The sequence below is a fragment of the Aurantimonas sp. NFXS3 genome, assembly GCF_049132005.1.
Classification (GTDB): Bacteria; Pseudomonadota; Alphaproteobacteria; order Rhizobiales; family Rhizobiaceae; genus Aurantimonas; species Aurantimonas coralicida.
Genome location: NZ_JAGDDZ010000006.1, coordinates 66,570 through 86,068 on the forward strand (window position 1 = coordinate 66,570; position 19,499 = coordinate 86,068).

At 67.0% G+C, this 19,499-nt stretch carries 18 protein-coding genes; 9 read left to right on the forward strand and 9 right to left on the reverse strand.

Annotated features, from left to right (window positions below):
- Positions 1 to 24: 24 nt before the first annotated feature.
- Positions 25 to 1,890, forward strand: coding sequence for a PAS-domain containing protein (locus tag J3367_RS16590; protein WP_421461803.1), 1,866 nt, complete (start codon positions 25 to 27; stop codon positions 1,888 to 1,890).
- A gap of 39 nt (positions 1,891 to 1,929) precedes the next feature.
- Positions 1,930 to 2,664, forward strand: a complete 735-nt coding sequence (locus J3367_RS16595; RefSeq protein WP_024351101.1) for a response regulator transcription factor — start codon at positions 1,930 to 1,932, stop codon at positions 2,662 to 2,664.
- 21 nt (positions 2,665 to 2,685) lie between these two features.
- Here J3367_RS16595 and doeB read toward each other — a convergent pair whose 3' ends face one another.
- Genes doeB through eutA form a run of 5 tightly spaced genes read right to left on the reverse strand, consistent with a single transcriptional unit; the run spans position 2,686 to position 7,658 of the window.
- Entirely contained in the window at positions 2,686 to 3,690 is a 1,005-nt protein-coding gene (gene doeB / locus J3367_RS16600) for a N(2)-acetyl-L-2,4-diaminobutanoate deacetylase DoeB (RefSeq protein WP_024351102.1), read from the reverse strand.
- Between the two features lie 3 nt (positions 3,691 to 3,693).
- Entirely contained in the window at positions 3,694 to 4,875 is a 1,182-nt protein-coding gene (doeA, locus tag J3367_RS16605; RefSeq protein WP_024351103.1) for an ectoine hydrolase DoeA, read from the reverse strand.
- A 23-nt stretch (positions 4,876 to 4,898) separates the two neighbouring features.
- Positions 4,899 to 5,891 (reverse strand): ectoine utilization protein EutC, encoded by a 993-nt coding sequence (gene eutC / locus J3367_RS16610; RefSeq protein WP_024351104.1) that lies wholly within the window; start codon positions 5,889 to 5,891, stop codon positions 4,899 to 4,901.
- Positions 5,891 to 6,877 carry a hydroxyectoine utilization dehydratase EutB gene (gene eutB, locus J3367_RS16615; RefSeq protein WP_421461807.1) on the reverse strand — a complete coding sequence of 329 codons (987 nt, stop codon included), beginning with the start codon at positions 6,875 to 6,877 and terminating at the stop codon, positions 5,891 to 5,893. The genes eutC and eutB overlap by 1 nt, the downstream gene beginning before the upstream one ends.
- Before the next feature lie 4 nt (positions 6,878 to 6,881).
- Positions 6,882 to 7,658, reverse strand: coding sequence for an ectoine utilization protein EutA (gene eutA / locus J3367_RS16620; protein WP_024351106.1), 777 nt, complete (start codon positions 7,656 to 7,658; stop codon positions 6,882 to 6,884).
- A gap of 617 nt (positions 7,659 to 8,275) precedes the next feature.
- Between eutA and dctP the strand changes: the two genes are divergently transcribed.
- The 7 genes from dctP (at position 8,276) to J3367_RS16655 (ending at position 15,567) form a co-directional block, all read left to right on the forward strand.
- Entirely contained in the window at positions 8,276 to 9,328 is a 1,053-nt protein-coding gene (gene dctP / locus J3367_RS16625; protein ID WP_244495440.1) for a TRAP transporter substrate-binding protein DctP, read from the forward strand.
- 106 nt (positions 9,329 to 9,434) lie between these two features.
- Positions 9,435 to 10,094, forward strand: coding sequence for a TRAP transporter small permease (locus tag J3367_RS16630; protein WP_024351108.1), 660 nt, complete (start codon positions 9,435 to 9,437; stop codon positions 10,092 to 10,094).
- Positions 10,095 to 10,157: 63 nt separating this feature from the next.
- A complete protein-coding gene (locus tag J3367_RS16635; protein WP_024351109.1) occupies positions 10,158 to 11,435 on the forward strand; it encodes a TRAP transporter large permease in 1,278 nt (425 codons plus the stop codon).
- 55 nt (positions 11,436 to 11,490) lie between these two features.
- Positions 11,491 to 11,934: a universal stress protein gene (locus J3367_RS16640; protein ID WP_024351110.1), complete on the forward strand. Its 444-nt coding sequence runs from the start codon at positions 11,491 to 11,493 to the stop codon at positions 11,932 to 11,934.
- A 79-nt stretch (positions 11,935 to 12,013) separates the two neighbouring features.
- Positions 12,014 to 12,508, forward strand: coding sequence for an Lrp/AsnC family transcriptional regulator (locus tag J3367_RS16645; RefSeq protein ID WP_024351111.1), 495 nt, complete (start codon positions 12,014 to 12,016; stop codon positions 12,506 to 12,508).
- A 127-nt stretch (positions 12,509 to 12,635) separates the two neighbouring features.
- The gene (locus tag J3367_RS16650; RefSeq protein ID WP_024351112.1) at positions 12,636 to 14,123 is read left to right on the forward strand and encodes an NAD-dependent succinate-semialdehyde dehydrogenase; all 1,488 of its coding nucleotides are present in this window, start codon (positions 12,636 to 12,638) and stop codon (positions 14,121 to 14,123) included.
- A gap of 61 nt (positions 14,124 to 14,184) precedes the next feature.
- A complete protein-coding gene (locus tag J3367_RS16655; protein ID WP_024351113.1) occupies positions 14,185 to 15,567 on the forward strand; it encodes an aspartate aminotransferase family protein in 1,383 nt (460 codons plus the stop codon).
- 84 nt (positions 15,568 to 15,651) lie between these two features.
- Here the strand turns inward: J3367_RS16655 and J3367_RS16660 are convergent, their stop codons facing one another.
- The 4 genes from J3367_RS16660 to J3367_RS16675 all read right to left on the reverse strand — a co-directional run bounded on the left by J3367_RS16660 (position 15,652) and on the right by J3367_RS16675 (position 19,435).
- Entirely contained in the window at positions 15,652 to 16,428 is a 777-nt protein-coding gene (locus tag J3367_RS16660; protein ID WP_024351114.1) for an ABC transporter ATP-binding protein, read from the reverse strand.
- Positions 16,425 to 17,180, reverse strand: a complete 756-nt coding sequence (locus tag J3367_RS16665; protein ID WP_024351115.1) for an ABC transporter ATP-binding protein — start codon at positions 17,178 to 17,180, stop codon at positions 16,425 to 16,427. The genes J3367_RS16660 and J3367_RS16665 overlap by 4 nt, the downstream gene beginning before the upstream one ends.
- Positions 17,181 to 17,191: 11 nt before the next feature.
- The gene (locus tag J3367_RS16670) at positions 17,192 to 18,325 is read right to left on the reverse strand and encodes a branched-chain amino acid ABC transporter permease (protein WP_035695048.1); all 1,134 of its coding nucleotides are present in this window, start codon (positions 18,323 to 18,325) and stop codon (positions 17,192 to 17,194) included.
- A gap of 96 nt (positions 18,326 to 18,421) precedes the next feature.
- Entirely contained in the window at positions 18,422 to 19,435 is a 1,014-nt protein-coding gene (locus J3367_RS16675; protein ID WP_024351117.1) for a branched-chain amino acid ABC transporter permease, read from the reverse strand.
- Positions 19,436 to 19,499 lie beyond the last annotated feature (64 nt).

The following is a 19,499-nucleotide window of genomic DNA, read 5'->3' on the forward strand; positions in this document are numbered from 1 at the left end:
CGGGGGCAGGCGGGGACGCTCGCCATGCTGATGGCCGGGCTCGACCGGCTCGATCAGGGAATCACCCTGTTCGGTCCGGATCTGAAGCTGGTCTTCGCCAACAGCCGGCTGGTCGAACTGGTCGGCCTGCCGCAGGCGCTGGCCGAGCCGGGCACGCATTTCGAGACGATCGTGCGCCACAATGCGGCCCACGGCGAATACGGCCATGGCGACATCGAGGCCATGGTCGCCGACCGGGTCGCGGCGGCGCGGCGTTTCGAGCCGCACACGCTGGAGCGCACGCGGCCGAACGGCGTCGTCATCCGGGTCAGCGGCTGGCCGCTGCCCGAGGGGGGCTTTGCCACGGTCTATACCGACATCACCGACCAGCGCCGGCGCGAATTGCGGCTGGAGCAGCGGCTCCTGCGCCAGACCGAGGACCTGCGCCGCAGCGAGGAGCGGCTGCGGCTGATCGCCAACGAGGTGCCGGCCGGCATCGCCTATCTCGACCGGGACGAGGTGTTCCGCTTCGTCAATCGCCGCTTCGCCCGGGCCTACGGCCTGTCACCCGATGCGATTCCCGGCCGGCGCCATGACGAAGTGCTGAGCGCTGCCACCATGGCCCGCGTGCGGCCGTTCTTCGCCCGCGCCAAGACCGGCGAGGCGCTCGATTTCGACCAGGAGATCGCCTTTCCGGACGGGCGGGTTCTCGACACGCGCACCTTTCTCCGGCCCGACCGCGACCCCGACGGCACGCCGCGCGGCTTCTACGTGCTGACGGTGAACGTCACTAAGGAGAAGGAGGCCGCGGCGGCGCTTCTGCAGGCCCAGAAGATGGAAACGCTCGGCCAGCTTTCGTCCGGCATCGCCCATGACTTCAACAATCTCCTGACCATCATTCTCGGCAATCTGACGCCGCTCGTCGCCAGGATCGACGACCCGGCCCTGAAAGCGGAGATGCTGGAGCCGGCCATCCGCGCCACGCGCCGCGGTGCCGACCTGATGCGGCGGCTTCTGGCGGTCGCGCGGCGCCAGCCGCTGGAGCCCGCCGTGGTCGATATCGGCGAGACGATCCGCACCATCGTCGAACTGGTGCGCCCGTCGCTGCATGACGGTACCTGCATCGCGGTGGAGATCGACGGCACGCCCCACGCCTTCGTCGATCCCGCCCAGCTCGAAGCCAGCCTGATCAACCTCGTGGTCAACGCCGCCGATGCCTGCCTGACCGGCGGCCGTATCCGGGTGGCGGCGGAAAACGACGCGGCGAGCGGCACCGTCGTGATCGTCGTCGCCGACGACGGCAAGGGCATGGACGAGGCCACGCGGCGAAAGATCTTCGAACCCTTCTTCTCCACCAAGACCGGCACCGAACGCTCCGGTCTCGGCCTGACCATGGTGCAGGGCTTCGTCACCGCCTCGCACGGCACGGTGGCGCTCGACACCGCCCCCGGAGAGGGCACGATATTCACCCTGCGCCTGCCTGCCGCGGAGGTGCCGGCAGAAGACGAGGCCGCAGCCGTAAGCGATGCGGGCCTGGACTGCTCCGACGGGCTGAGGGACCGCTTCGTGCTGCTGGTCGACGACGACGAGGAGGTCCGTACCGTGCTGCGCCGCGATCTCCTCGGCTGCGGGGCCCGTCTGATCGAGGCGAGCGGCGGGGCCGAGGCGTTGCAGCTTCTCGAAGCGGTGGACGGCATCGACTTCGTCCTCAGCGACATCACCATGCCGGGCGGCATGTCGGGCGTCGACCTCGCCGCCGAGATCGAACGGCGCCATCCGGGCAAGCGGATCGTCCTGATGACCGGCTTCGGCCAGGACGGCATACGGGCCGATCTCTCGCCGCGGGTGCGCGTCCTGCAGAAACCGTTCGAGCGGCGGGCCATCGTCTCCGCCTTCACGGCGGGGGGCTGACGATGCCGGACCCGAGCCGTCTCCGGAGGGTGACGACGGATGCATAAGCGCATCTTCATTCTCGAGGACGACCGCGATCTTGCCGCTGTCTTCGCGCGCGAGCTGACCGAGCAGGGCTTCGTGGTCGCGACCTTCCAGCGGATCGCCGATTTCCGCCGCCAGCTCGGCGCCGCGCCGCCGGATCTGTGCATCGTCGATCTTGGCCTGCCCGACGGCGACGGCCTCGCGCTTCTGAAGGACGAACTCGGCCGGCACGGCCTGCCGATCGTCATCGTCAGCGGCCGTGGGGCGCTGGACGACCGGTTGCGGGGGCTGGAAAGCGGCGCCGACGATTACCTCACCAAGCCGGTCGAGCCGCTGGAACTGGCCGCCCGCATCCGCAGCGTCCTGCGGCGCACGTCGCGCAACCGGGAGGCAACCCCGACGCTGCGCGCCAGCGCGACGGCGCGGACCGACATTGCCGAATTCGCCGGCTGGCGGGCCGACTTTGGCTCGCTGACCCTGCGCGCGCCCGGCGGCGCCGAGCAGCCGCTGTCACGCTCCGACGCTGAGCTCCTGCGTGCCTTCCTGGAAGCGCAGGGCAGGGTGCTCAGCCGCGACTTCCTGCTGGAGCTGTTCTCGGCCAGCGGCGAGGAGGCCTTCGACCGCAGCGTCGACGTGCGCGTCTCGCGGCTTCGCAAGAAGCTGGACGAGGACCCGAAGAAGCCCGTCCATGTGCGCACCGTCTATGGCGCCGGCTATGTCTTCGCGACGCGGGTCGACTGGGTCGGCTGACCGCTCGACCCTCGCACGTCCTCAGTCGGTGACGCCGAGCACGGCGATGCAGTCGCCCGCCTTGACGAGGCCGGGGAAGTGCCTTGCCGCGAGGATGCCGTCCATCTTGGCGGTATATTCGTAGGGCGCGACGCCGGTGCGGTCGATCGGCCAGGCCCGCCCGATGGGCTGGCCCTTGCGGACCGCGTCACCCAGATCCACCAGCGGCTCCATCATCCCGTCGATCTCCGAGAAGGTGAAGCAATCGTCCGACGGCATGTCGAGCCAGCGGGTCGGCCGTTCCTCGACCGCGCCCGACAGGATGCCGGCATGGCGCAGGAGATTGGCGGTGCCGCGCTTGGCGATGCCGGCGCTTTGGGCCGTCGCCGTGCCGCCGCCGCCGAGTTCGGTCGTCACGAACACCTTGCCGAGCTGTTCGACCGTGGTGTCGAACATGCCGACCGCATCGATCTCGCGCATCTTCACCGACCAGGGTGCGCCGAAGGCGGCGACGGCGGCGATGCACTCCTCTTCCTGACGGCTGTCGTCCAACGCATGGGCGGCGGCGAAGGGCAGGAAGTCCAGCGTCTTGCCGCCGGAATGGAAGTCGAGCACGACATGCGCCATCGGCAGCAGGTAGCGGGTGACGTAGTCGGCGATCTTCTGGCTCGGCGTGCCGACGGGGGAGCCGGGAAACAGCCGGTTCAGATTGCCCTTGTCGATCGGCGAGGTCCGCGTGCCGGCGCGAAAAGCCGGATAGTTCATCGCCGGCAGGATGATGACCCTGCCGGTAATTTCCTCCATGGTCAGCCGCTGCGCGAGGTCGAAGAGCGCGATCGGCCCCTCATATTCGTCGCCGTGATTGCCGCCGGTCAGGAGCGCCGTCGGGCCGTCGCCATTCCTGGCGACGGTGATCGGGATCAGCACCGAGCCCCAGGCCGAATCGTCGCGGCTGTAGGGCATCCGCAGGAAGCCGTGCTGGATGCCGTCGGCCTGGAAATCGACCGTCGCCACCAGCGGCGAGGGCGCCAGATTGTCCTGCCGCATGGCTCAGTCCTTCACGAAGAGCTGGCGCGGCACGTCGGCCAGAAGCTCGTAGCCGGTCTCGGTGATGGCAATCGACTCGGTGATCTCGATGCCCATGTCCTCCTGCCAGATGCCGGTCATGAAGTGGAACGTCATGCCGGGCTTCAGCTCGGTGCGGTCGCCGGGCCGCAGGCTCATGGTCCGCTCGCCCCAGTCCGGCGGATAGGACAGGCCGATCGGATAGCCGGCGCGGTTGTCCTTGATGATGCCGTAGGTCTTGAGCACCGCGAAGAAGGCATTGGCCAGATCCTCGCAGGTGTTGCCGGGCTTGGCCGCCTCGAGGCCCGCCTCCATGCCCTCCAGCGTCGCCTTCTCGGCGTCGAGGAAGCTCTGGGGCGGCTTGCCGAGGAAGATCGTCCGCGACAGCGGGCAGTGATAGCGGTTGTAGCAGCCGGCGACCTCGAAGAAGGTGCCTTCGCCGCGCTCCATCGGCAGATTGTCCCAGGTCAGGTGCGGCGCCGAGGCGTCGAGGCCCGAGGGCAGCAGCGGCACGATGGCCGGGTAGTCGCCGCCATAGCCGTCAACACCGCGGGTGCCGACGTCCCAGATCTCGGCGACGAGATCGCATTTGCGGATGCCCGGCTCGGCCTTCTCCAGGATGCGCTTGTGCATGGCGCCGACGATGCGCCCGGCGATGCGCATATATTCCAGTTCCTGCGTGCTCTTGACCGCCCGCTGCCAGTTGACAAGGCCGGTCGCGTCGACGAAGCGCGCCTCGGTCAGATAGGTCTGCATCGACAGGAAGGCGGCGGCGGAGAACCAGTAATTGTCCATCTCGACGCCGATCGAGAGGTTCGCCCAGCCGCGATCCTTGATCACCGTGGCGAGGAAATCCATCGGGTGGCGCTCGGACGACTGCACGTAGTGGTCGGCATAGCCGACGATGTTGTCGTTGCCGATATAGGCGGTGCGCCGCGCGCCATTGGCGTCCTGCGACCGGCCGAACCAGACCGGGTCGCCCTCCGGCGGTACCAGCACGCCCTGGTGGACGTAGAAGGACCAGCCGTCATAGCCGGTCAGCCACGCCATGTTCGACGGGTCCGACACGAACAGGAGTTCGATATCCTTCTCGGCCATGGCCGCCCGGGTCTTCTCCAGCCGCTCGGCATATTCCGGTCGGGTAAACTTGAATCGCGGCTCACGCATGGGTGCACCTGTGGTCGGAGGGGTCAGCTGGTAAAGGTTGTGCCGGCAGAGGCCGCGACGGCGCGGTCGCTGGCCAGTGTGGCGATCGCGGTGTCCTGGACGCCGGTGCCGGTCAGATCGCAGATCGTCAACGCCTCGGGCGAGGGACGGCCCGCATTGCGGCCGGCGACGATGGCGCCGAGTTCCGCGAAGGGCGCATCCGCAGGGACCGCGCCGGCGGCGATCGCGTGGTGAAGTTCGCCGAGCCGCCGGGTCTGGGACAGGCTGTCGGCGACATAGAGGTCGGCGCCTGCGATGGCGGCCGGATCGAGCTCGTTCTTGTGCTCGGCGTCGGAGCCCATGGCGGTCACGTGCTGGCCGGGCGCCAGCCAGCCCGCCATCAGGATCGGCGTCTCCGACGGGGTCGTCGTCACCACGATGTCGGCGCCGGCTACGGCCCGCTCGCCGTCGGCAACAGCGGTGACCGCGATCCCCAGCTCCGCCGAAAGCTCGGCCGCCGCTCTATCCGCCTTGCCGGCGTCGCGGGCCCAGATCCGTGCCTCGGTGATCGGCCGCACCAGGGTCAGCGCCTTCAGTTGCAGCCGCGCCTGGACGCCGGCGCCGAAGATTGCGGCGATGCTGGAATCCGGCCGGCTGAGATGCCGGGCGGCGACCGCACCGGCGGCGGCCGTGCGCACGTCGGTCAGATAGCCGTTGTCGAGCAGCAGCGCCTCCACCAGCCCGGTGGTGGAGGACAGCAGCACCATCATGCCGTTGACGCTCGGCAGGCCCAGCTTCGGATTGTCGAAGAAGCCCGGGCTGATCTTGACGGCAAAGCCCGAAAGGCCCGGCACATAGGCGGTCTTCACGTCGACCTCGCCGTGATGCTCGGGAATGTCGAGCCGCAGGATCGGCGGCATCGCCACCGCCTTGGTCGCCAGCGCCTCGAAGGCGCCCTCGACGGCGGCGATGGCCTCCAGATCGAGCGGCACCAGCCGGCGCAGATCGGTTTCGGTGAGGATGCGCATCTGTGGCATCAGGCAGCCTCCTCCAGCGTGTTCGCCCCATTGAGGATGGCGCGATGCAACTGCATGTCGATGTTGCGGCCCGACAGAAGCGCCAGCGTCGGCCCGTTCGGCTGCACCTTGCCGGCCAGAAGCGCCGCGATGCCGACGGCGGCGCCGCCCTCGACGATCTCGCGCTCTTCGGCATAGGCGTGGCGGATGCCGGCGGCGATCTCCGCCTCGTCGAGCAGCACCACCTCGTCGACGAGGCTGCGCACGGCCTCGAAGGTCCATGCGTTGCCGAGGCCGATGCCGCCGCCGAGGGAATCGGCGAAGGTCGGCAGTTCCTCGACCTCGACCGGATGGCCGGCGGCGAGGCTCGCCTGCATGGCGGCGCCGCGGCGCATGGAGATGGCGATCACCCGCACATCCGGGCGCAGGCCCTTCACCGCCGCGGCAATGCCCGCGACGAGGCCGCCGCCCGACAGCGGCACCAGCACCGTCTCGACGTCCGGCAGGTCGGCGACGATTTCCAGCCCGATCGTGCCCTGGCCGGCGACGATGGCCGGATGATCGAAGGGCGGCACATTGGTCATGCCGTCTTCGGCGACGAGGCGGTCGACCTCGATCTGGGCCTCGTCCTGCGACCGGCCGACGATCCGGGTCTCGGCGCCCAGCGCGGCGATGGCATCGAGCTTGTTGCGCGGCACCAGCGCCGACATGCAGACGATGCAGCGAACGCCCTCGGCGGCCGCCGCATGGGCCAGCGCCCGGCCGTGATTGCCGGTCGAGGCGGCGGTCACGCCCTTCGCGCGCTGCTCTGGCGTCAACTGCAGCAGGGCGTTGGTCGCGCCGCGCAGCTTGAAGGCGCCGGTGATCTGCCGGTGCTCGTGCTTCAGATGGACGGGGACGCCGGCCCGGTCGGACAGGCTCGGCGAGAGATCGACCGGCGTGCGCCGGATCCGGCCCTCGATCCGGCGGGCCGCAGCTTCGATGTCGGTGAGCGTCACGATCCCCATGGCGTTACGCGGCGGCGGGCAGGGACCGCGCCATCAGGCGGCCGGCGTCCGGTCGTGCGGCGAGGGCGCCGCAATGGCCAAGCGTCGCCCAGACCGTCGCCAGATTGCTGGTGACGACCGGCCGGCCGATGCGCGCCTCGATCTCCGGCACAGCGGCGGCCGAGCGCAGGGCCGTGCAGGAGATGAACAGGGCCTCGGCGGACGGAGCGGTTGCGGCGACGGCTGCCTCGACCAGGCTGGCCCGCGACATCCGGGCCATGTCCCCGTCATCCTCCATCTCGAGGCAGGTGAAGCTTTCCAGCGCGAAGCCGGCATCGACGAAATAATCCGCCATCAGTTCGCCGACCGGCACGACATAGGGCGTCAGGACGCTGATCTTCTGGGCGTCGAGGGCGCGCAGGGCCATGGCGGCGGCAGCCGGCGGGGTCACCACGGCAGCTTCGGGCTTGGAGGCATGGATCGCCGCGGCAATCTCGTCGTCGCCGATGAGCACGGTGCCGGAGGTGCAAGAGAAGCAGATCACGTCGAAGGCCTCGCCCGGCAGGAGCAGGCCGGCCGCGGCGGCGAGGCGCGGCTTCATCGCCCGCAGGTTCTCCGTCGTGGTGGGATTGGCGAACTCGATCCGGGTGCCGAAGACGTGGATTGTGTCGGAGGCGACCATGCGCGTGAAATCGGCCTCGGTGGACTGGTCGGTCGCCAGAAGAATCAGGCCGACACGGCGCTCGCAGGCCCGCTCATCGAGCGCGAGAGGCAGGTCCGAGGTGGTGATCGGGACGCTCATGGCAGAAACTTTCAACAGGGAAAACAGAGTTTTGTCGCCATGGCCTGATGCTCTCTGCGAACCCGTCGCCGCCGGTGCATGCGCAAGGTGCCGAGGGTGAAAGCCGGACCGGGCGACCCGGAGCCGAAAAGGCGCATTTCCCTTCGCCCCGGTCAACCCGCGAACCGCTTGTTCCCCGACGTTACAGCGCTCAAATGATCACGCCTTGGGCATGCCCGGCAATTAGGCGAACCATCCTTTTTCGCTGGCGCCAGAAGTGTATTCTGCTGCCGGCCCGAACGCATTCGGGCGAACGCTCGCTCGACACGGCGCGATAATATTCGGAAGCTGATCTTCGGCGATCCAGAGGATGCGAACGTTGACTGACGGTCGTCGATGTGCAGGCTTGGGCTCCCTTCAAGCAGGAGCCCGGTGCTTCACGACGGTTCGTGCAATCGAACCCTGTGATGAGCAGGCGAAATATCCGAGATCGACTGATCTCGCCGGCGATGATCCTGATTTCCATTGCCGATCGTGCGCCGTCGGCGGATTTTTCGCGGGCTACGCTTTTCCTGCTGATTTCGAATGCTATGGTTTGTTGACCTCCTGTCGTCGAACCGAGAAACGGAGATCGTTGAATGACCAATCCGATGAAGACGCGCCGCCGCAATCTGGTGGCCAAGACCTTGGCAGCCACGACCGCGCTGACCCTTCTGGCCGGCCCGGCTTTCGCCGCCGAGTGGAAATACGCCATCGAGGAAGCGCTGGAAGAGGTTCAGGGCGTCTACGCCACGAAGTTCAAGGAGCATATCGAGGCGAATTCGGACCACACCGTCGCCATCTTCCCGTTCGGCACCCTCGGCGAGTCCGCCGACACCACCGAGTTGGCCCAGATGGGCGCCATCCAGTTCGTCGATGCCTCGCCGGGCTTCACCGGCAGCCTGATCCCCGAGCTGCAGGTCTTCCTGATGCCCTACGTGCTGCCGGAAGACCCGGACGTGCTGGCGGATTTCTACAAGACGTCGCCGACGATCAACGAGGATCTGGCCGAGCTCTATGAGGCGCAGAGCCTGCACCTGATCGACATGTTCCCGGAAGGCGAGGTCGTGATGACGACCAAGGAGCCGGTGACGTCGCCGGCCGATCTGGAGGGCGTGAAGTTCCGCGTGATGACCACGCCGCTGCTCGTCGAGACCTACAACGCCTTCGGCGCGACGGCGACGCCGCTGCCCTGGGGTGAGACCTTCTCGGGTCTGCAGCTCAACATGATCCAGGGCCAGGAGAACCCGATGTTCTTCGTGGAATCCACGAAGATGTACGAGGTGACCGATCATATCACCTTCACCGGCCACAACACCTTCACCACCGCCGTGGCGGCCAACAAGAGCTTCTATGACGGCCTGTCCGACGAGGACAAGGCGCTCGTCACGGAAGCGGCCGATGCCGCCTACGACTACATCATCGACTACCAGAAGGGTCTCGAGGACGAGGCGCTCGCCAAGATCCAGGAAGCCAAGCCGAGCATGACGGTGACGCGCCTGACCGACGAGCAGCGCGAGCCGTTCCGCAAGGCAGCCGAGCAGGTCCGCGAGAAGTTCGTCGAGATGACGGGCGACAGCGGCAAGGCCGTGCTCGACGGCTTCGAGGCCGACATCAAGGCCTCGCAGGAGCGGGTCGGCAGCGGCGGCTGATCCGACAGGAATCCGGCCGGCGGTGCGTTCGCCGGTCGCCGAAAGCTGCTGCCGCGCTATCATCATGCGCGGCAGCATATGTGTGGCGCCATAGGATGGAACGCCGATGAACCGACCCGACCCGTCGACCGACCCGGACGCCCCCGCCGAAAGTCTGGGTGGCCCGAGGCCCTCCGAGGATTCCTCGACGAACAAGACGGACGCGCCCGAAAGCGGCTTTTCCGGCGTTCTCAAGCCCTTCCAGATTCTCGACCGGTCGATCGCGGTGCTGGAATCCGTCATCCTGACGGCCGGCATCCTGATGATGGCGGTCAATTCGGTCGCCAATGTCATCGGTCGGTTCGCCTTCGGGCGCAGCCTCTATTTCTCGCAGGAACTCAACCAGTTCCTGGTCATCCTGGTGACCTTTGCCGGCATCGGCTTCGCCGCGCGCCATGGCCGCCATATCCGCATGTCGGCGATCTATGACGAGCTGCCCGATCCGGCGCGCCGCGCCCTGATGATCGTGATCGCGCTGGTCACCGCGGCGACCATGTTCATCCTCGCCTGGTTCTCCTGGTTCTACGTCGTCAGCGTCTTCGACACCGGCCGGATTTCGCCGGTGCTACGCCTGCCGATCTACGTGACCCTCGTCTGGCTGCCGATCGGCTTCGTCATCACCGGCATCCAGTACGTGCTGACGGCCCTGGCCAATCTGACCCGGCCGGAAATCTACCTGTCCGTCTCCGTGGTCGATTCCTACGAAGACACCGAAACTCAGATCTGACGCCGCCACCGCCGTCGACCTGCTTAAACATCCGCCGCCGCGCGCTCTGACCAGAGGAAATCCATGGCAACTGCGATGCTTTCGACCATGGTGGTTCTCCTGCTTCTGGGGTTCCCGATGATGGTGCCGCTGCTCATGGCGACACTGGTGGGGTTCTTCTTCTTCCTGCCCATCGGGCCGGAGATCATGGTCCAGCAGATGATCGCCGGCATCCGGCCGGCCGCGCTGGTCGCCGTGCCGATGTTCATCCTGGCCGCGGACATCATCACCAAGGGCCATTCGGCCGACCGGCTGATCGACATGGTGATGCGCTTCGTCGGCCATATGCGCGGTGGTCTGGGCGTCGCGACGGCGATGAGCTGCACCCTGTTCGGCGCCGTCTCCGGCTCGACCCAGGCGACCGTGGTCGCGGTCGGCGGTCCGTTGCGGCCGCGCATGCTGAAGGCCGGCTACAGCGACAGCTTCACCCTGGCGCTGATCATCAATTCCTCCGACATCGCCATGCTGATCCCGCCGTCGATCGCGATGATCATCTACGGTGTCGTGTCCGGTACCTCGATTTCGGAACTGTTCATCGCCGGTGTCGGCCCGGGCCTTCTGATCCTGTTCCTGTTCTCGATCTACGCCGTGATCTACGCACGGATGCACAATCTCGAGACCGAGCCGAAATCCACCTGGCGCGAGCGCGGCCAGGCGATGGTGGCGGCGATCTGGCCGCTCGGCTTCCCGCTGATCGTCGTCGGCGGCATCTATGGCGGCATCTTCAGCCCGACCGAGGCGGCCTCCGTCTGCGTCGGCTATGCGCTGCTTCTGGAGATGGTGATCTTCCGCTCGCTGAAGCTGAGCGACATCTTCGACATCGCCAAGTCGACCGGCCTGATCACCGCGGTGGTGTTCATCCTCGTCGCGGCCGGCGCGGCGTTCTCCTGGGTCATCTCGTTCCAGCAGATCCCGCAGATGCTCCTCGGGGCGATCGGCCTGACCGAAGCCGGGCCGGTCGGCGTGCTGATCGCGATCTCGATCGCCTTCTTCGTCGGCTGCATGTTCGTCGACCCGATCGTGGTCATTCTGGTGCTGGTGCCGATCTTCTCGCCGCTCGTCTCCGGTCTCGGGCTTGACCCGGTGCTGGTCGGCGTGATCATCACGCTGCAGGTTGCGATCGGGTCGGCCACGCCGCCCTTCGGCTGCGATATCTTCACGGCGATCGCGATCTTCAAACGTCCCTATATCGAGGTGATCCGCGGTACGCCGCCGTTCATCTTCATCCTGCTCCTGGTCAGTGCGTTGCTCATCGCATGGCCGCCGCTGGCGTTGTTCCTTCGCGATCTGGCCTTCCGCTAGGCCGCGAAGGGCCGGGGCCTGTCGACACGATCCGAACCGCTCCTGGAGGCGATGCATGTACAAGACGGTCCTCGTGCCCGTGGATGGCTCCCCCATGGCCACGCGCGCCCTCGACGTGGCATCCGAGATGTGCCGGCTCTTTGGCGCGCGCCTGATCACCTTGTGCGTCTATCGGCATCACTCGCCGCTGGAAGCCTCGCTCTCCATGGTCCGGGTCAAGCAGCCGGCCGAGCGACCGGACGATTCCCTCAAGACCTACGCCAGCGAAATCGCCGCGGCCGCCAAGGCCCGGGCGCTCGATTCCGGCGTCGAGGAGGTCACAGCCTATGCCAAGCGCGGCCAGCCCTCGCGCGCCATCGTGACCTTTGCCAAGCAGCATGACTGCGACCTGATCGTGCTCGGCGCCCGCGGTAATGGCGACATCGAGGGCTTTCTCCTCGGTTCGGTGTCCCACAAGGTGGCCTCGCTCGCCCCCCAGCATTGCCTGATCGTACGCTGACACCCGTCACTCGGCGGTGGACGCCGGCCAAACCGGCAGTCTATTGAAGGGGATCGACCTCTTCGGACCAGGACTCGCCATGCCACCGGGCCGCATCAAGCTGGACGACCGCGATATCAAGATCTTGACCATCCTCCAGTCGGAGGGGCGGATTCCGAAGGCGACGCTGGCGGAGCGCGTGAACCTGTCGCCGACGCCCTGCTGGGAGCGGCTGAACCGGCTGGAAGAAGCCGGAATCATCGAGGGCTACGGCGCGATGATCGCCGAGAGCACTTACGGGCCGCTCACCGTTCTCTTCGTGATGATGGAGATCGAGAGCCACCGCACGGAGGATTTCGCGGCCTTCGAGGCGGCGATCCGCGACGTGCCGGAGATCGTCGAGTGCTTCTCGGTGTCCGGCGGCTTCGACTATCTCTGCAAGTTCGTCACCCGCGATCTCGCCAGCTACCAGGCGATCATCGACCGGCTTCTGTCGAACGGCTCCGGGGTCAAGCGCTACTTCAGCTATCCGGTGATGACGTCGATCAAGAAGGCGCCGATCCCCATCCAGATGATCGCCGACTCGGCGCGCTGAGGCGCGGGCGACGAGCCATCGCCGCAAGGGCCCTTCGGCAGGAGAGAATTCGCTTCCCGGGCCGATCTATGGCCGACGTCTCGCCTGCGAACGCGATAGCGTTCTCCTGACGGAACAGGAGAGCGCCATGTCTGCAGCGATACGCCATCTCGACACCCTTCACCCTCTGGCCGCGCTGGACGACGCGACGCTGTTCGTCCAGGCGGCTTTTCTGGGCGGGCGCTGGATCACCAGCGAAACGACCGTCGCCGTCACCGATCCTGCCACCGGCGAGACCCTCGGGTTCATCCCCGCTTTGACCGCGGAAGATACCAGCCGGGCGATCGACGCGGCCGAAGCCGCCCTGCCGGCCTGGCGCGCCCTGCTGCCGCAGGAGCGGGCGCGGATCCTCAAGCGCTGGCATGATCTGATCCTTGCGTCGCGTGAGGATCTGGCGCTCCTGATGACGCTGGAGCAGGGCAAGCCCCTGGCCGAATCCCGCGGCGAGATCGACTATGCCGCGTCCTTCGTCGACTATTATGCCGAGGAGACGCGGCGCATCGCTGTCGAGGGGCTGACCAGCCATCTGCCGAACGCCCAGATGACGCTTTCCCGGGTGCCGCTGGGCGTCGTCGGTCTGGTGACGCCGTGGAACTTCCCGGCGGCCATGCTGACCCGCAAGGCCGCCGCGGCGCTCGCCGCCGGCTGCACGACGGTGGCCCATCCCTCGTCGGAAACCCCGTTCTCGGCGCTGGCGCTGGCGGCGCTGGCCGAACGCGCCGGCATGCCGGCCGGCGTCTTTAACGTCGTCACCGGCAATGCCGCGACGATCGTCGGCCGCCTCTGCGAGGACAGCCGCGTGCGGGCCATGAGCTTTACCGGCTCGACCGAGATCGGCCGGCTGATCGCGGCGCAGGCCGCGCCGACGGTCAAGCGGCTGATCATGGAACTCGGCGGCCACGCGCCGCTGATGATCTTCGCCGACAGCGATCTCGACCGGGCCGTCGACATCGCCATGGACGCCAAGTTCGCCACCTCCGGGCAGGACTGCCTGGCGGCCAACCGCATCTATGTCGAGCGCTCGATCTACGAGCCGTTCCTGGCCGCTTTCAAGGCGCGGATCGAGGCGCTGGCGGTCGGGCCGGGCCTCGATGCCAGCACGGAGATCGGCCCGCTGATGCACGCCCGCGCCATCGCCAAGGTCGAGGCGCAGGTGCACGACGCCGTCGGCCGCGGCGCCCGCTGCCTCGCCGGCGGTGGCCGTGATGCCGCTGGGCCGCTCTTCTACCGGCCGACGCTACTGGCCGATGTGCCGGAGGACGCGCTGATCATGCATGAGGAGACCTTCGGCCCGGTCGCCGCCGTCACCCCCTTCGACGCGGAGGACGAGGTTCTGGCCCGCGCCAACGACACCGAATACGGCCTCGTCGCCTATCTGGTGACGCGTGACGCCGCGCGGATCGCCCGCATGACCGCGACGCTCGAATACGGCATGGTCGCCGTCAACCGGGTCAAGATCACCGGCGCGCCGGTCCCCTTCGGCGGCGTCAAGCAGTCGGGCATCGGCCGGGAAGGGGCCCGCCACGGCCTCGAAGCCTTCACCGACCTCAAATATGTCTGTCAGGACATCGGCTGACCGCCGCTTTCGACAGATCCGCATTCAGTCACGACGCATACAGTCAGGAAAGGAGCAGATAATGCTCGACCGGAACAACGAACTCGCCGCCTTCGACCGCGATCATTTCTTCCACCCGTCGACCCATATGGGCAGCCATGCCCGCGGGGAGACGCCGACCCGGGTGATCGCCGGCGGCAAGGGCGCGACCATCGTCGACACCAACGGCCGTGAAAGCCTCGACGCCTTTGCCGGACTCTATTGCGTCAATGTCGGCTACGGCCAGACCGAGATCGCCGACGCGATCGCGGCGCAGGCGCACAAGCTGCCCTATTACCACGCCTATGTCGGTCACGGCTCCGAGGCGTCGATCCAGCTTGCCAAGATGATCATCGACCGGGCGCCGGACCACATGAGCCGGGTCTATTTCGGCCTGTCGGGATCGGACGCCAACGAGACCAACATCAAGCTGATCTGGTACTACAACAACATCCTCGGCCGGCCCGAGAAGAAGAAGATCATCTCGCGCTGGCGCGGCTATCACGGCTCGGGCGTGATGACCGGCTCGCTCACCGGCCTGAAGCTGTTCCACAACGCCTTCGACCTGCCGCGCGCGCCGATCCTGCACACCGAGGCGCCGTATTATTTCCGCCGCGAAGACCGCTCGATGAGCGAGGAGCAGTTCTCGCAGCATTGCGCCGACAAGCTGGAGGAGATGATCCTCGCCGAGGGGCCGGACACGGTCGCCGCCTTCATCGGCGAGCCGATCCTGGGCACCGGCGGCATTGTCCCGCCGCCGGCCGGCTACTGGGAGAAGATCCAGGCCGTGCTGGCAAAATACGACATCCTGCTGGTCGCCGACGAGGTGGTCACCGGCTTCGGGCGTCTCGGCACGATGTTCGGCTCCGAGCATTACGGCATCAAGCCGGACATCATCACCATCGCCAAGGGCCTGACCTCGGCCTATGCACCGCTGTCGGGCAGCATCATCTCCGACAAGGTCTGGGACGTTCTCGTCCGGGGCTCCGACGAGATGGGCCCGATCGGCCATGGTTGGACCTATTCGGCGCATCCGCTCTGTGCGGCCGCCGGCGTCGCCAATCTCGAACTGATCGACAAGCTCGACCTCGTTGAGAATGCCGGCACCGTCGGCGCGCATTTCCGCAAGGGCCTCGCCGACGCGCTGGCGGGCCACGCCCATGTCGGCGAGGTTCGGGGCGACGGCCTGATGGCCGCGGTGGAGTTTGTCGAGGACAAGGATGACCGCAAGTTCTTCGACCCGTCGCTGAAGGTCGGACCGCAGATCGCGGCGGCACTGCTGGAGCGCGGCGTCATCGGCCGGGCCATGCCGGAAGGCGACATCCTCGGCTTTGCGCCGCCCTTCGTCCTGACCCGCGAAGAGGCCGACATGGTGGTGGAGCGCACCGCCGATGCCGTGGAGGCGGTGACAGCCAAGCTCGGCTGATCCCGCCGGCGTCCGTCGCCCAAAAACCGAAAGCGCCCGGCGTTGCCGCCGGGCGCTTTTTCGTTGTCGGCTTGAGGCGACGGGTCAGACGGCGAGATATTGCAGCCGCATTTCCTTGTCGTCGATGATCTGCTGGGCGGTACCGTCGAAGACGATCTCGCCCATCTCCAGGATGATCGCCCGGTCGGCCAGATGCAGCGCGGCGATGGCGTTCTGCTCGACCAGGATCGTGGTGATGCCGATCTGCTTGATCTCTTCCAGAATGCGCTCGATTTCCTGCACGATGACCGGCGCCAGCCCCTCATAAGGCTCGTCCAGCAGCAGCAGCTTGACATCACGGGCCAGCGCCCGGGCAACGGCCAGCATCTGCTGCTCGCCGCCGGACATGGTGATGCCTTCCTGGGTGCGGCGCTCGGCCAGCCGGGGAAAGTGCTCGTAGATCCGCTCCAGCGACCAGCCGATGGGCGGCTCGATCTGCGCGAGCTTGAGGTTCTCCTCCACCGTCAGGCCGGCGATGATCCGCCGGTCCTCGGGCACCAGCTGCACGCCGAGCCGGGCCGCCTCGTAGCCCTGCATTGTGTGCAGCGGCTGGCCGTCTAGCCAGATTTCGCCATGCTTCAGCTCCGGCGAACCGGCCCGCGCGATGGTGCGCAGCGTCGAGGTCTTGCCGGCGCCGTTGCGGCCGAGCAGGGCGACGATCTCGCCCTCCCGCACCTCGAAGGAGACGCCCTGCACGATGTAGCTCTCGCCGTAATAGGCGTGCAGGTCGCGGGCGGCGAAGAAGGGCTGGCCCTCGGACCGGACGGACTCGGCCCGGGCGCTGCGACCATGCGGCCGGACGGCGTCGATCGTGTCGCTCATAGATGGGCTCCCCCCAGATAGGCTTCCTGCACGCGCGGATCGGCCTTGATCGCCTCCGGCGTGCCTTCGGCGATCACCGTGCCCTGCGCCATCACGCTGACGGTCGAGGCCAGCGAGAACACGACATGCATGTCGTGCTCGATGATGACCTTGGTGATGCCGCGCTTGGCGATCGCCTTGAGGAGATCGACGGTGTTGTTGGTGTCGGCCCGCGACATGCCGGCGGTCGGCTCGTCGAGGAGCAGCAGCTTCGGCCTCTGGACGAGGCACATCGCCAGCTCCAGCCGCCGCTTGTCGCCGCGGGACATGGAATCGACCCGCTGGTGGCGCTGGGCGGCCAGGTTGAGATCCTCGAGGATCTCCTCGGCCTCCTCCAGCACGACACGCCGGTCGTTGGCGCGCCCCCAGAGATTGATCTTGAAGGCGCCGTCCTTGCGGGCGAAAGCCGGGATCATGACGTTTTCCATGACCGTCAGCTCGGCGAAGGTCTCCGGCGTCTGGAACACCCGCGCGATGCCGGCCTGGTTGATCTCGTACGGATTGTGCCCGAGCAGCGGTGCGCCGTTGAACTCGACGGTGCCTTCGTCCGGCACGATCCGCCCGACCAGCGTGTTGAGCAGGGTCGACTTGCCGGCGCCGTTCGGCCCGATGATCGCGTGGACCGTGCCTTCCTTGACCCTGAGATTGACGTCGTCGAGGGCTTTCAGGCCGCCGAAGCGCTTGCTGACGCCGTTGATGGTGAGAATGTCCATGCCGGCTCTTTCTATTCGTGGTTCGCGCGGGCAGCGGCGGTGTCGCCGGTGGACCCGTCAGCCGGTTTGGGCTTGTGGAACAGGGCGCCGATGCGGCGCAGCCCCTCCATGATCCCGCCCGGCAGGAAGATGACGATGACCATGAACAGGAGGCCGAGCGTCAGGTGCCAGCCTTCGCCGACGAAGGGGCTGGTGATCTCGACCGCCAGGTTCTGTGCCCAGCCGGGCAGGAAGTCGAAGCTGCGATAGAGGAAGCCGTCATTGAAGGACGAGAAGATCTGCTCGAGATACTTCATCACGGCCGCGCCAATCACCGGACCGAGCAGCGTGCCGACGCCGCCGAGAATGGTCATCAGCACGACCTCGCCCGACGCCGTCCACTGCATCCGGTCGGCGCCGGCGAGGGGATCGGTGACCGCCAGGAGGCCGCCGGCGAGGCCGGCATACATGCCCGAGATGACGAAGGCGGTGAGCAGATAGGGGCGGGCGGCAAAGCCGGTATAGCCCATGCGGTTCTGGTTCGACTTGATGGCGAACAGCATCATGCCGAAGGTCGAGTTGCGGATCCTGAGCGCCAGGAAGAAGCCGAGGACCAGCAGGATCGCGCAGAAATAGAAGCCCGGATAGCCCTGCAGCTCGATGCCGAAGAAGTTCGGCTTGGGCAGGCCCGCGCCGACTTCGCCCAGCGCCCGGTCGATCAGCCGCGGATCGGAGCGGGAGATCTGCAGTCCGGTTTCGCCGTTGGTGATCGGCGTCAGCACCGAATAGGCGAGGTTGTAGGACATCTGCGCGAAGGCGAGCGTCAGGATCGAGAAGTAGATGCCGGCGCGGCGCAGGCAGACGAAGCCGATGACCAGGGCCAGGAGCCCGGCGACGATGATCGCAAAGGGGATCGCGAAGATCGCGTTCATCGACAGGAGCTTGAACATCCAGACCGCGGCGTAGGACCCGGTGCCCAGGAAGGCCGCATGGCCGAAGGACAGATAGCCCGAGAAGCCGAACAGGATGTTGAAGCCGATCGCGAAGATCCCGAAGATCGCGAATTTCTGCAGGATGTCCGGGTAGCCCGCGCCGATCGGCGCGAGCCAGATCGGCATGGTCAGGACGGCCGCCGCGAAGATCGCGGTGAAGGCGTAGTCGCCCATGGTGGTCGCGAAGAACGGCCGCGAGTCGCGGGTCTTGCGGGTGGTCTCGTGCGGCGTGCCGCCGAGGTCGGTCGAGGTGATGGCGCTGTTCATCGATCAGGCCTCCATGACGCCCTTGCGGCCCATCAGTCCACGCGGGCGGACCAGCAGGACGACGACGGCGACAAGGTAGATGATGATCTGGTCGATGCCCGGCAGGATCGCCTTGATCTCGGTCATCGAGGAGAAGGACTGCAGGATGCCGAGCAGGAAGCCGGCGACCACGGCGCCGCCGAGCGACCCCATGCCGCCGACGACGACGACCACGAAGGACAGCACCAGGAAGTCCATGCCCAGATGGTAGTTGGGTGACAGGATCGGTGTGTACATGACGCCCGCCAGCCCGGCGACGACGGCGGCGAGGCCGAAGACGATCGAGAACTTGCGGCCGATATTGATGCCGAGCAGGCCCACCGTCTCGCGATCCGCCATGCCGGCCCGGACCACCATGCCGAAGGTGGTGAGCTGCAGGAAGGCGAAGACCGCGCCGATGATGGCCAGCGAGAACAGGAAGTAGACGATGCGCCACATCGGATAGCTTAGGCCGGGAATGCCGAACCACTGGCCGATGTCGGCGCTGCCGGCGAAGGCCGGGGGCGCGGTCATCGGGATCGGATTGGCGCCGAAATAGTGCTTGACGATCTCCTGCAGGACGATGGCAAGGCCGAAGGTCACGAGGATCTGCTCGGCATGGCTGCGCTTGTAGAAGAAGCGGATCAGGCCGCGCTCCATCGCCAGGCCGACGAGCAGCATGAAGGGGATCGCGACGAGGATCGACAAGGGGACCGACCAGTCGAGGATCGTGCGGCCGGTGTCGCCGAACCAGATCTCCAGATAGGGGACTTCCTTGTAGGCCTCGAAGAAGGTCACGCTCTCGTCGCGCACGCGCTCGGAGATCGACAGGACCATGGAGAAGGCGACGGCGCAGAAGGCGCCGAGCATGAAGAGGGCGCCGTGGGCGAAATTGACCACCCCGAGCGTACCGAAGATCAGGGTCAGGCCGAGGGCGATGAGCGCATAGGCCCCGCCCTTGTCGAGACCGTTGAGGATCTGAAGAATGATGGCGTCCATGTGCCCCTTGGTCGCTCCTGGCATTGCCGCTTTGAATTGTCGGGGTCGATACGCGCGGCCCTGG